This is a genomic window from Marinobacter sp. tcs-11, from assembly GCF_002049515.1.
Taxonomy (GTDB): Bacteria; Pseudomonadota; Gammaproteobacteria; order Pseudomonadales; family Oleiphilaceae; genus Marinobacter; species Marinobacter nauticus.
The window spans coordinates 43364-55739 of the sequence record NZ_LLYU01000006.1 but is presented as its reverse complement, the minus strand read 5'-3'; the positions used below and the strand labels follow the sequence as shown (position 1 = coordinate 55739).

12 protein-coding genes are annotated in these 12376 nt (G+C 57.5%); 10 read left to right on the top strand and 2 right to left on the bottom strand.

Annotated features, from left to right (window positions below; translation table 11 throughout):
* Positions 1-54 precede the first annotated feature (54 nt).
* Both ARC85_RS08650 and ARC85_RS08645 read right to left on the bottom strand, forming a co-directional pair.
* Positions 55-1335: an HlyC/CorC family transporter gene (locus ARC85_RS08650; RefSeq protein ID WP_011785776.1), complete on the bottom strand. Its 1281-nt coding sequence runs from the start codon at positions 1333-1335 to the stop codon at positions 55-57.
* 92 nt (positions 1336-1427) lie between these two features.
* Positions 1428-2234, bottom strand: coding sequence for a cytochrome C assembly family protein (locus ARC85_RS08645; RefSeq protein WP_014420738.1), 807 nt, complete (start codon positions 2232-2234; stop codon positions 1428-1430).
* Between the two features lie 161 nt (positions 2235-2395).
* Between ARC85_RS08645 and ffh the strand changes: the two genes are divergently transcribed.
* From ffh to recJ, 10 genes are all read left to right on the top strand, one after another.
* Positions 2396-3781, top strand: a complete 1386-nt coding sequence (ffh, locus tag ARC85_RS08640) for a signal recognition particle protein (RefSeq protein ID WP_014420740.1) — start codon at positions 2396-2398, stop codon at positions 3779-3781.
* Between the two features lie 165 nt (positions 3782-3946).
* Positions 3947-4186 carry a 30S ribosomal protein S16 gene (gene rpsP, locus ARC85_RS08635; protein ID WP_011785745.1) on the top strand — a complete coding sequence of 80 codons (240 nt, stop codon included), beginning with the start codon at positions 3947-3949 and terminating at the stop codon, positions 4184-4186.
* A 30-nt stretch (positions 4187-4216) separates the two neighbouring features.
* Positions 4217-4744, top strand: coding sequence for a ribosome maturation factor RimM (rimM, locus tag ARC85_RS08630; RefSeq protein WP_011785744.1), 528 nt, complete (start codon positions 4217-4219; stop codon positions 4742-4744).
* A gap of 3 nt (positions 4745-4747) precedes the next feature.
* Positions 4748-5506, top strand: a complete 759-nt coding sequence (gene trmD / locus ARC85_RS08625; protein WP_014420741.1) for a tRNA (guanosine(37)-N1)-methyltransferase TrmD — start codon at positions 4748-4750, stop codon at positions 5504-5506.
* Between the two features lie 25 nt (positions 5507-5531).
* The gene (gene rplS / locus ARC85_RS08620) at positions 5532-5888 is read left to right on the top strand and encodes a 50S ribosomal protein L19 (protein WP_011785742.1); all 357 of its coding nucleotides are present in this window, start codon (positions 5532-5534) and stop codon (positions 5886-5888) included.
* Between the two features lie 96 nt (positions 5889-5984).
* Complete coding sequence (gene xerD / locus ARC85_RS08615) at positions 5985-6890, top strand: site-specific tyrosine recombinase XerD (RefSeq protein WP_011785741.1); 906 nt, start codon at positions 5985-5987, stop codon at positions 6888-6890.
* Between the two features lie 83 nt (positions 6891-6973).
* Entirely contained in the window at positions 6974-7708 is a 735-nt protein-coding gene (locus ARC85_RS08610) for a DsbC family protein (RefSeq protein ID WP_031210113.1), read from the top strand.
* Positions 7709-7848: 140 nt separating this feature from the next.
* Positions 7849-9150, top strand: coding sequence for a homoserine dehydrogenase (locus ARC85_RS08605; protein WP_031210112.1), 1302 nt, complete (start codon positions 7849-7851; stop codon positions 9148-9150).
* An 11-nt stretch (positions 9151-9161) separates the two neighbouring features.
* The gene (gene thrC, locus ARC85_RS08600; RefSeq protein ID WP_011785738.1) at positions 9162-10562 is read left to right on the top strand and encodes a threonine synthase; all 1401 of its coding nucleotides are present in this window, start codon (positions 9162-9164) and stop codon (positions 10560-10562) included.
* Positions 10563-10568: 6 nt separating this feature from the next.
* Positions 10569-12302: a single-stranded-DNA-specific exonuclease RecJ gene (recJ, locus tag ARC85_RS08595; protein WP_023008843.1), complete on the top strand. Its 1734-nt coding sequence runs from the start codon at positions 10569-10571 to the stop codon at positions 12300-12302.
* Positions 12303-12376 lie beyond the last annotated feature (74 nt).

Sequence of the window (12376 nt, the reverse complement as noted above, 5' to 3'; positions counted from 1 at the left end):
TTTAGCGCATTTTGATCTGCATTAACATGAATAAACGCTAACCTGCGATCAGGTTCATAAACTCCGGCCACGCTTTTTCTTGCGTTTGGGGTGGACAATGGCGGCTTTAACCACGTTGTCCTTGATTTGCAGGACTTCAATACGATGACCGCCAACTTTCAGACACACGTTGGTGTCCGGAATATTTTCCAGAGTTTCGGTGATAAGTCCGTTCAGGGTTTTCGGGCCATCGGTTGGCAGATGCCAGCCCAGGGTCTTGTTGATCGTCCGCACGGCGGCACTGCCATCGATGATAAAGGTGCCGTTGTCCTGGGGAATGATGTCGGGCGAGGTGGCGGCATAATCGGTGGTAAATTCCCCGACGATTTCCTCAAGAATATCCTCAAGCGTAGCCAGGCCCAGTACATCGCCGTATTCATCCACCACAATGCCGAACCGGCGTTTGCCTTTCTGGAAGTTCAGTAGTTGGGTATTGAGCGCAGTGCTCTCCGGAATGAAGTAGGGTTCCTGGCACAGCTGCATGATCATCGCCTTGTTGATGTCTGCCTCCTGCAGCAGCCTGGCCGCGCTGCGAAGGTGCAGAATGCCCTGAATGTTGTTGATGTCACCCTTGAAGATAGGCAGCCGCGTGTGTTGGCTGCTTCTGAGCTGGCGCAGGATAGTGTCTGTGTCGTCTTCCAGGTCGATGCCGACGACTTCGTTTCGGGGAACCATGATGTCATTGACGGTGACGTTCTCCAGATCCAGGATGCTGACCAGCATGTCTTTGTGCCGGGCCGGAATCAGTGCGCCGGCCTCGTTCACCACGGTTCTGAGTTCTTCACGGCTGAGATGATCTTCCGAGGCCTGGGCCGAGGAGACGCCCAGAACGCGAAGAATGCCGGTGGTAAACAGGTTGACCGTCCACACCAGCGGGTACAGAAGTTTCAGCAACGGCCCAAGAATATGACTGGCCGGGAAGGCAATTTTTTCAGGGAACAGGGCTGCGAGAGTTTTCGGGGTGACCTCGGCAAAAATGAGGATAACGATCGTCAGCAGTAAGGTGGCGATTGCGATACCGGCGTCGCCCCAGAGGCGAATCGCGATCACCGTGGCGATGGACGACGCGAGGATGTTCACGAAGTTGTTGCCGATCAGGATGACGCCGATTAGTTGATCGGTTCGGTTAAGCAGGCCTTGCGCTCGCTGGGCCCCTTTGTGGCCGGTGTTCGCCATGTGTTTCAGTCGGTAGCGGTTCAGGGACATCATGCCGGTTTCAGAGCTGGAGAAAAACGCAGAGAGGATGATCAGTCCGACAAGTAGAATAAACAGCGCGGTGAGCGATGTTTCGTTCAAGAGAGCAGCCCTTATATTGAGGATAAGTTGCGAAAATAGGATTTGAAGGTAACAGGTGTCAAGCGGGTTAGGTCAGTAAGGGGGGGCGGGTCTCAGACGCCCCGGTGGAAAACCAGCTCGAGAACAAACTTGCTGCCGTAGAAGGCCAGCATCAGCAGTGCGCAGCCTGCCAGTGTCCAGCGACTGGCGGTGATGCCGCGCCAGCCTTTGGTGTAGCGGCCTACCAACAGTCCGACAAAAACCAGCAGGGACAGCAGGGAAAAAATGGTTTTGTGGGCCAGATCCTGAGCAAAAAGGTCTTCAATGAAAACAGCGCCAGTGACAATGGCGAGTACCAGCAGCACAACGCCCGCCCAGACCATTTCAAACAACAATGACTCCATGGTTTGCAGCGGTGGCAGGTTCCTTACCAGCAAGCTGTTGTAGTTGCGCTTGAGCTGCCGGTTCTGTACGTACAGTAAAACCGCCTGTATGGCTGCCAGGGTAAACAGGCTGTATGCCGTGACTGACAGGGCAATGTGAGACAGCATGCCGTAGCTTTCTTCGGACACCAGACGAGACGGTGTGTGGGTAATCAGCGCCATGACAATGGTCAGTGCTGCAATCGGATAGGCCGCAATGAACAGGCTTTGTACGGGTTTGCTCAGATTTAGTCCCAGAAGCAGAAAGACAATGAGCCAGGAGATCAGAACGGAGCTCTTGAAGAAACTGAAGTCGAAGCCGCCGTCCAGGTGTACGGTCTGGGCAATGAGCAGGCCATGGCCGATCAGGGCAAGCACGCCAATCAGTGTCGTAACCGCCAGGTTGCTGTGGACCTTGCCACGTAAATGGAGGGCCTGAAGCGCGGTTCCAACGCTATAGAGGAAAAGTGCGGTAACCGCGAGAATCAGCGTTCCCATGACATCCTTAATCGTGTTGCCTGATGAAGTGAAATCGGCGCGGAGTTGTTCAGAGGCTCCGTAGTCTGGGTATAATGTCGCGATTATGCAACAGGAATCAAGCAGGCCGACCTGGCTTCTTGATCTGTGTGAACAAATTCTCCGGGGTACGGAAGAGCAACATGTTTGAGAATCTCCAGGACCGGCTATCCGGTAGCTTGCGCAAGATCTCGGGCCAGGCGCGCCTGACTGACGACAATATCAAGGACACGCTCCGTGAAGTGAGGATGGCCCTGCTGGAGGCTGATGTCGCCCTGCCGGTGGTCAAGGCCTTTATTGAAGGGGTTCGTGAGCGTGCGATTGGCCAGGAAGTTCAGCGCAGCCTGACCCCGGGCCAGGTCTTCGTTAAGGTTGTCCAGCAGGAGCTGGAACGGGTCATGGGGGAAGGCAATGAATCCCTGAACCTCGCCACGCGTCCGCCCGCGGTTATTATGATGGCGGGCCTCCAGGGTGCGGGTAAAACCACGACGGTGGCCAAGCTGTCCCGTTTCCTGAAAGAGCGTGAGAAAAAGTCCGTGCTGGTGGTCAGTGCCGATATTTATCGGCCGGCGGCCATCCGTCAGCTGGAAACGCTTGCCGGTGAGGTGGGCGTTGAGTTCTTCCCCAGCACCACCGAGCAGGACCCGGTGGATATTGCCAATGGTGCCATCGAGGCTGCCCGCCGCAAGCACATTGATGTGGTTATCCTGGATACCGCGGGTCGTCTGCACGTGGATGAGCAGATGATGGGTGAAATCGGTCGCCTGCATAAGGCGGTGAACCCGGTTGAAACCCTGTTTGTGGTTGATGCCATGACGGGCCAGGACGCGGCCAATACCGCCAAGGCATTTAACGATGCGTTACCGCTGACCGGCGTGGTGCTGACCAAGACCGACGGCGATGCCCGTGGCGGCGCGGCGTTGTCCGTGCGTCATATCACCGGCAAGCCCATCAAGTTCCTGGGTATTGGTGAAAAGTCAGACGCCCTGGAGCCTTTCTATCCGGATCGTGTTGCCTCCCGCATCCTTGGTATGGGGGATGTGCTCTCCCTGATTGAGGAAGCTGAGCGCAAGCTGGACCGAAAGAAAGCCGAGAAGCTCACCAAGAAGATCAAGAAGGGTAAAGGTTTTGATCTGGAAGACTTCCGCGACCAGCTCCAGCAAATGAAGAATATGGGCGGTATCGGCGGACTGTTGGACAAGTTGCCGGGCATGGGGCAGATGGCCCAGATGGCACAGGCTCAGGTTAACGACAAGTCGGTTGGTCAGATGGAAGCCATTATCTGCTCCATGACGCCCAAAGAGCGCCGTTATCCGGATGTCATCAATAACTCTCGCAAGCGTCGGATTGCCGCCGGTTCGGGTACCCAGATCCAGGACGTGAACCGTCTGCTCAAGCAGCACAAGCAGATGCAGAAGATGATGAAAAAGTTTGGCAAGAAGGGCGGGGTGGCTAACCTGATGCGCGGTATGGGTGGTATGATGCCGCCCGGCGGCGGTGGTGGCATGCCCCCGTTTGGCCGTATGTAAAAAGCCTTACATATAAAATGGGGAAACCGGTGGTTTCCCTGTTTTCATTGGCGCTTTTTTCGCATAGAATAGCGCCCCTTTCGAGTATGGGTCTTCCCGTCAGCCGTGAAACGGTGTGTCGGGAATCGTACAAAGTTCGTACAACAGAACAGGATATTGGTCGAAATGGTAACAATCCGTTTGGCTCGTGGCGGCTCCAAGAAGCGCCCGTTCTACCATCTGACAGTCACTGACAGCCGTAACTCCCGTGACGGCCGTTTCATTGAGCGTGTTGGTTTCTTTAACCCGATTGCCCGTGGTCAGGAAGAGCGTCTGCGTGTTAATCGTGAGCGCGTTGATTTCTGGCTGGGCCAGGGTGCACAGGCCAGTGAGCGTGTTGCTCAGCTGCTGAAGGCTGCTCAGTAATAGCATTGTTGGTACCGGGGTTGTAAAGGCATGACGCAGAATTCGCAGGAAACTGTGATCGGCCGGATCACCTCGGTGTTCGGGGTAAAGGGTTGGCTTAAGGTCTTCTCTTACACAGACCCGAAAGACGGAATACTGAACTACCGTGACTGGACTCTGCTCCTGGACGGCAAGCGTATTCCGATCAGGCTTGAGGAAGGTCGCCGCCAGGGGCAGGGGATCGTCGTCAGGCTTAAAGGTATTGATGATCGTGAAGTAGCCCGCACCTATTGCGGAGCGGAGATCCGGGTTCCCACCGAGCAACTGCCGGAACTGCCCGAAGGGGAGTTCTACTGGCATCAGCTGGAAGGTCTGGATGTCTTCACGGTAGAAGGTGAGTGCCTGGGTAAGGTGCATCACCTTCTGGAGACAGGCTCCAATGATGTCCTGGTGGTGCACGCTACGGCGGGCTCTATTGACCAGCGCGAGCGTCTGATTCCCTATCTGCCGGATCAAGTGGTTCAGCAGGTAGATCTCAAAGGCTCTCGCATGGTGGTTGACTGGGATCCGGAGTTCTGACGGGTGTGGATTGGCGCAGTCAGTCTGTTCCCGGATATGTTTTCTGCGGTGACGGATTACGGGATTACCGGGAGGGCAGTGCGTGAAGGTCTGTTGACCTTTCAGAGCTGGAATCCTCGGGATTACACCCACGATCGTCATCGCACGGTGGATGACCGGCCTTATGGTGGTGGCCCGGGGATGCTGATGAAAATTCAGCCTCTGCGGGACGCAATCCAGGCGGCCAGGGCATCGGCACCCGGCAAGGCCTGTGTGGTCTATCTTTCGCCGCAGGGTGAAAGGCTGGATCAGTCGGTGGTGGAGTCACTCGCCGCCGAGCAGCAGCTGATTCTCGTTGCCGGTCGTTATGAAGGTGTGGATGAGCGCCTGATTGCGGCAGAAGTCGACCGGGAGGTATCCCTTGGGGATTTCGTTCTCTCGGGTGGCGAGCTGGCAGCGATGGCTGTAATTGATGCGGTAACACGCCTCATCCCCGGAGCGCTGGGTCATGCGCAGTCGGCAGAGCAGGATTCCTTTGCCGACGGATTGCTGGATTGTCCGCACTACACCCGGCCCGAGGTATACGAAGGTCAGGCGGTGCCGGAAGTTCTGTTGGGCGGTCACCATGAACAGATCCGGCGTTGGCGATTGAAAGAATCGTTGAGGCGAACCAGTGAGCGGCGCCCCGACCTGCTGGAAAAGCGGGAACTTACGGAAGAAGAGCGTCAGTTACTGGAAGAAATTTTGAACGAACCGGGTGCCTCTGAGTCATCAGGGCATTGAAAGATTGGGTATCAGGAGCATTACGATGAGCGGCAAGAACAACATCATCAGTCAACTTGAAGCAGAACAGATGACCAAGGAAATCCCTGCGTTCGCGCCGGGCGATACCGTGGTTGTACAGGTTCGCGTAACTGAAGGTAACCGTGAGCGTCTGCAGGCGTTTGAAGGCGTGGTTATCGGCAAGCGTAACCGTGGCATGAACTCTTCCTTCACTGTTCGTAAGATCTCTTACGGCGTGGGCGTTGAGCGTACTTTCCAGACCTACTCCAAGCTGATCGACAGCGTCAGTGTGAAGCGTCGTGGTGACGTGCGTCAGGCCAAGCTTTACTACCTGCGCGACCTGTCTGGTAAGGCAGCTCGTATCAAGGAAAAGCTTAACTGATTCAGATTCGTCTGTTCAGTACCAAAAAGCAGCCTCAAGGGGCTGCTTTTTTTATGGTTTAATGCCTGCGATGTCTCCGGAATCGAAGAGGGTGCTGTGCCAAGGCCAGAAGATGAGCAGTTGATAGAGCGTTTCAGTGACGCGGTCTGGCTTGAGGATGGCCTTGGCGAGAAAACCCGGCAGGCCTATGCCAGTGATCTGTACCGTTTGTCCGGGTGGCTGGAGCAGCAAGCTGGGGCGCCAACCCTGCGCAGCGCACGACGCACAGATCTTCTGGCCTGGATGTCGCGGGGCTTGTCCGACGGCCTGAAAACCAGCACGGCGGCCCGCCGCCTGTCTGGTGTAAGGCGCTTCTATCGTTTTCTTTTGCGTGAAGGCATTATTGCCGAAGACCCAACGTTGCGGATTGACAGCCCTAGGTTGCCCCGGCGCTTGCCGGATACCCTGACCGAGGCCGACGTGGAGTCGCTGCTGACTGAGCCGGACCCGGAGCTGCCGGTAGAACTGCGGGATCGGGCCATGCTGGAGATTCTCTATGGCTGCGGACTTCGGGTTTCGGAGTTGACGGGGCTGACGGTGGACCAGGTCAACCTGAGGCAGGGCGTGGTTCGCATACAGGGCAAGGGCGGCAAGGAGCGTTTGGTGCCGCTGGGTGAAGAAGCTGTGGACTGGTTATTACAGTATATGCGGCAGGCCCGGGGCGAGCTGCTGCGAGGCAAAACCAGTGATGCCCTGTTTCCGGGCAATCGTGGCACCGCCATGACCCGGCAGGCCTTCTGGTATCGAATCCGGCATTATGCGATCCGCTGCGGAATCACCAAACACCTTTCTCCTCATACACTCAGGCATGCGTTCGCCACCCATTTGCTCAATCATGGGGCGGATCTTCGGGTGGTGCAGATGCTGTTGGGGCATTCAGATCTGTCGACCACCCAGATCTACACTCATGTTGCGCGGCAAAGATTGCAGGATCTTCATCAGGCCCACCACCCCAGGGGTTGACTGCGGCCGCTCCGGAGGCTGAACTAATCCGATTTTCCGGTGTCGCAGACACCACACAAACCGACAGAGGTAGTTTCAAGCTCATGAACATCAAATCAGTAGCAGTGTCCATTGGACTGGCGCTGACCCTGGTCGGGGCACCAGCCTCCCAGGCAGGCGAAGCCGAAGACCGCATTGCCCAGCGGCTGACCGAGGCGGTTCCCGGTCTAAAGGTAAACTCTGTTCGCGAATCTGAGGCAAAAGGGTTGTACGAAGTTCAGAGCAACAACGGCGACACCATCTATACCACGGAAGACGGCACCTATCTGCTGACGGGCGATCTGCTGAAAATCACCAAAAACGGCATTGCCAACGTTACTGAAGAATCCCGTGCGGGTTCCCGTAAGGACCTGATGGCGGATTATGGTGGCAAGGGCGTGATTTCGTATCCGGCCAAGGGTAAAGAGAAGGCGGTCGTTAATGTGTTTACCGATATCGATTGCCCCTATTGCCGGAAGTTGCACGATGAAGTGCCCCAGTTGAATGAGTACGGTATTACCGTCAATTACTACGCGTTTCCCCGTTCCGGGCCAGGTACGGCCTCCTTCAATAAATATATCTCGGTCTGGTGCGCTGACGATCAGCAGGCCGCTATGGATGCCGCCAAAGCGGGGCGTTCGGTAGAGCAGAAGAGTTGTGAGAACCCGGTGGCAGAGCAGTATCGTCTCGGCGGTCAGGTGGGTGTGACCGGCACGCCGGCTATTTTGCTGGAAGACGGCAATATGGTTCGGGGTTATGTGCCGGCCCGAAATCTGGCTGAGGGTCTCGGTATTCTGTGACCCTGTCGGTGTTCGTCGCCAGTCGTCATCTTTGTTGAAAGCGTGACCGATTCAGGGCTTATTCAGCCGGCCCTGAATCGGTATACTATGCCCCCTTATTGCAATCCATCAGCACCCCCATCGGGATCAGAGGTGAGAGCTTGAAAGACGTCAATGTCGGAATTTGCGGACTGGGAACCGTAGGCGGCGGTACATTCAATGTCCTGACTCGCAACGCCGAGATTATTGCGGGTCGTGCCGGCTGCAACATCCGGATTGCCCGGGTGGCGAGCCGCCATAGCCGCGATGACCTTGATCTGGGCAATGTCCCGTTCAGTACCGACATTTATGACGTGGTGAACGATCCTTCGATTGATATCGTGGTGGAGCTGATTGGTGGCTACGATGCGGCCAAAGAGCTGGTGCTGGCGGCCATTGCCAACGGCAAGCATGTGGTGACTGCCAACAAGGCCCTGATTGCCGTGCACGGTAATGAGATTTTCGACGCAGCGGAGAAGGCTGGCGTCGTGGTTGCCTATGAAGCCGGCGTTGCCGGCGGCATTCCGGTGATCAAGTCTGTGCGCGAGGGCCTGGCCGCCAACCGCATTGATACCATTGCCGGCATTATCAATGGCACCGGCAATTACATTCTCACCGAAATGCGCGCGGGCCGGGAATTTGGTGAAGTTCTCAAGGAAGCGCAGGCACTGGGCTACGCGGAAGCGGACCCGACGTTCGATGTGGAAGGCATTGATGCCGCTCACAAACTGACCATCCTGGCGGCGTCCGGGTTCGGCGTTCCCCTGCAGTTTGAGAAAGGTTTTACCGAGGGAATTTCCGGTATTACTCCATATGATATTTCCCACGCAGAGTTGCTGGGGTACCGGGTGAAGCACCTGGGCATCGCCCGTCGTCGTGAAGACGGTATTGAACTGCGGGTGCATCCGACGCTGGTGCCACAGAGTCATCTGATTGCTCAGGTTGATGGCGTTCTTAACGCAGTCCTGGTGGATGGCGATGCTGTTGGCCAGACCATGTATTACGGTCCTGGTGCCGGGGATGAGGCTACAGCATCTGCGGTCATCGCAGACATCGTGGACGTCGCCCGCGCGGTGTCCAGCAACAGCCAGCAGCGCATTCCCTACCTCGGATTTACGCCGGACGCCCTGGAAGACCTGCCCGTGCTGCCAATGGAAGATGTCCAGTCGGCTTACTACCTGCGAATCCAGGCCTTTGACCATCCGGGTGTGTTGGCCAAGATTGCTGCCATTCTAAGTGAGCATGGCATCAACATCGAATCGATCATGCAGAAAGAATCCGAATTCAAGGATGGCCGGATTCCGGTCATCATCCTGACCCACACGGTTCAGGAGCGCCAGATGAACCTGGCCATTGACGAGATGGAATCCCTCGCCGACATCGATGGCAAGGTTGTCCGTATTCGCGCAGAAAACTTTAACTGACAGGTACGCACGTGAGATACATCAGTACACGGGGCGAAGCTCCCGCACTGGGCTTTGAAGACGTTCTTCTGACCGGACTGGCCACCGACGGTGGCCTCTATGTGCCGGAATCGTTGCCGCACTTCAGCCTGGAAGAAATTCGTAGCTGGCGCGGGCTTCCCTATGCGGAGCTGGCCTACAAAGTGATGTATCCGTTTGTAGAGGATGCCATCCCGGCGGACGACTTCCGCAAGATGCTGGATGAAACCTACAGTGTGTTCAGTCATCAGGCGGTGGCGCCGCTGGTGCAGCTGGACACCAACGAATGGGTGATGGAACTGTTCCGTGGCCCGACGCTGGCGTTCAAAGACTTTGCCCTGCAGCTGCTGGGCCGCTTGCTGGACTACGTTCTGGAGAAGCGCAACCAGCACGTTGTGATCATGGGGGCCACCTCCGGTGATACCGGTTCTGCTGCCATCGAGGGCTGCCGCCGGTGCGAGCACGTGGATATCTTTATCCTGCATCCGCATCAGCGAGTGTCTGAAGTGCAGCGCCGCCAGATGACTACGGTGCAGGGCGACAACATCCATAACATCGCAGTCAAAGGCAACTTCGACGACTGTCAGCGCATGGTGAAGGAGAGCTTCGGCAATCAGTCCTTCCTGGGCGGCAAAACCCAGCTGGCGGCGGTGAACTCCATCAACTGGGCCCGGATCATGGCCCAGATCGTGTACTACTTCCAGGCGTCTCTCGCTCTGGGTGGCCCGGACCGCAGCATGGCGTTCTCTGTGCCCACAGGCAACTTTGGCGATATTTTCGCCGGCTACCTGGCCAAGAAAATGGGGCTGCCCATCAGCCAGCTGGTGATTGCCACCAACCGCAACGATATCCTGCATCGCTTCATGAGCGGCAACAAGTATGAGCAGCACCAGCTGGAGCATACCCTGTCGCCGAGCATGGACATCATGGTGTCCAGCAACTTCGAGCGTCTGCTGTTTGATCTGCACGGCCGTGACGGCGCGGCGGTCAAAGCCTTGCTGGAAAATGCAGCCAAAGGCCCGGTCAGCATTGAAGACTACCGCTGGAAGCACGCCCGCAAGCTGTTCGACAGCGATGCGGTGGACGATAAAACTACCTGCGACACCATTCGTGACGTCTACGAGCAGAACGAATATCTGCTGGACCCGCACACCGCCATTGGCGTACGCGCTGCCCGCAACTGCCGCCGCGACTCTGCTGTGCCCATGATCACCCTCGGTACCGCGCACCCGGCCAAGTTCCCGGATGCGATTGCCGAATCCGGCCTGAGCGTGAAGCCGCAATTGCCGGCTCACATGGCTGATCTGTTCGAGCGGGAAGAGCGCTACACCGTGCTGGATAACAATGTGTCCGAGGTGCAGGGCTTTATCGCCAAGCATTGGAAGAACGCCTGATCCGGCATGACTCCTAAAAAGATCCTGCGTCGCCCCCAGCCGTCCGATGTGACGGGGTGGGGGCAAAACCTGCCCCCCATCCTTCGCCGTCTCTACGCCGCCCGCGGTGTGCAATCCGACGACCAGCTCCAGTACACCCTGAAACACCTGGCTTCGCCGATGCAGCTTCGCGGCATTGATCGCGCAGTTGAACTGCTGGCCGAGGCCATAGTGCAGAAACAGCGGGTAATGGTGCTGGGGGACTTCGATGCCGATGGGGCCACCAGTACTTCGGTGGCTATGCTGGGTTTGTCGATGCTCGGTGTGGCGGCGATTGATTTCCGGGTGCCCAGCCGATTCTCTGATGGCTACGGCCTGACACCCGGCATCATCCACCGGTTGCAGGAAGACGGGGATTTGCCGGATCTTCTGGTGACTGTTGATAACGGCATCTCCGCCATCGAAGGCGTGCGTGCTGCCCGGGAGCTGGGCATCAAAGTGGTTATCACCGACCATCATCTGGCCGGAGAAGAGCTGCCAGATGCCGATGCCATTGTGAACCCCAATCAACCCGGTTGTCCGTTCCTGAGCAAAAATGCGGCGGGAGTGGGCGTGATGTTCTACGTGCTCACGGCGCTGCGTAAGCACCTGCGAGACAACAACCGGCTGCCGGACCCGGAGCCTAACCTGGGTAGCCTGCTGGACCTGGTGGCCCTGGGTACCGTGGCCGACGTGGTGCCGCTGGACCATAACAACCGCATCTTTGTGGAGCAGGGCATCCGCCGCATCCGCAAAGGGGAAGCCAGACCGGGCATCCTGGCTCTGCTGGAAGTAGCCGGCCGCGACTACACCGAAATCAGCGCCACCGATCTGGGCTTTGTGGTTGGCCCGCGCCTGAACGCTGCCGGCAGGCTGGACGACATGAGTATCGGCATCGCCTGCCTGCTCGCCGACAGTCGCGACGAAGCGCTGCGCCTGGCCCGGGAACTGGATAACTTCAACCGCGAACGCCGCACCATTGAAAAAGACATGAAAGCCCAGGCCCAGGACCTGTTGGCCTCCATGTCCCTCGATATTGACGGCTTGCCCTGGGGTCTGGCCCTGTTCGATCAGGACTGGCACCAGGGCGTGATCGGCATCCTGGCGGCCCGCATCCGCGAACAGACCCATCGCCCTACCATTGCTTTTGCGCCCGACGACGACGGCGAACACCTGAAAGGCTCTGCCCGATCCATCCCCGGCCTGCACATCCGGGATGCCCTGGCCGTGGTCGACGCCAAGAATCCGGGCCTGATGAAAAAATACGGCGGCCACGCCATGGCCGCCGGCATGACCATCGCCCGGGACGACCTCGAACGTTTCAGCAACGCCTTCGACCAGGCCGTGCGTGACACGTTGAAACCGGAAGACCTTGAAGCCGCCATCACCACCGACGGCCCGCTGGCCCCGGAAGAGCTGAACCTGGACACCGCCTACCTGCTCAAACGCGCCGGCCCCTGGGGCCAGCATTTTCCCGAGCCGGTGTTTGATGGCGAATTCCGGGTAGTGAGCCAGCGAATTGTCGGCGAGAACCACCTGAAACTGGTGCTGCAGCCGGTTGAAGGCGGGGGCATTATTGATGGCATTGCCTTCAACACCGGGCCGGAAGTGCCGGACTTTACCCGGAGTGGCGCGCGGGTGGTTTATAAGCCGGATGCCAATACGTTCCGGGGGCGGACCAATTTGCAGCTTCTGGTGGATTACCTGGAACCTTTGGGCTGATTAGGCTTGCTGATTTAACCCGCAAATTCCGGTAGAATCCGCCCTCTGTTTTTATCGCACCATTTTCCAAAGCG

Bases quoted from the DNA above. Each gene is read 5' to 3' on its own strand.
- ARC85_RS08645 (WP_014420738.1), bottom strand. From the start codon at position 2,234: ATGGGAACGCTGATTCTCGCGGTTACCGCACTTTTCCTCTATAGCGTT.
- ffh (WP_014420740.1), top strand. From the start codon at position 2,396: ATGTTTGAGAATCTCCAGGACCGGCTATCCGGTAGCTTGCGCAAGATC.
- rpsP (WP_011785745.1), top strand. From the start codon at position 3,947: ATGGTAACAATCCGTTTGGCTCGTGGCGGCTCCAAGAAGCGCCCGTTC.
- rimM (WP_011785744.1), top strand. From the start codon at position 4,217: ATGACGCAGAATTCGCAGGAAACTGTGATCGGCCGGATCACCTCGGTG.
- rplS (WP_011785742.1), top strand. From the start codon at position 5,532: ATGAGCGGCAAGAACAACATCATCAGTCAACTTGAAGCAGAACAGATG.
- ARC85_RS08610 (WP_031210113.1), top strand. From the start codon at position 6,974: ATGAACATCAAATCAGTAGCAGTGTCCATTGGACTGGCGCTGACCCTG.
- recJ (WP_023008843.1), top strand. From the start codon at position 10,569: ATGACTCCTAAAAAGATCCTGCGTCGCCCCCAGCCGTCCGATGTGACG.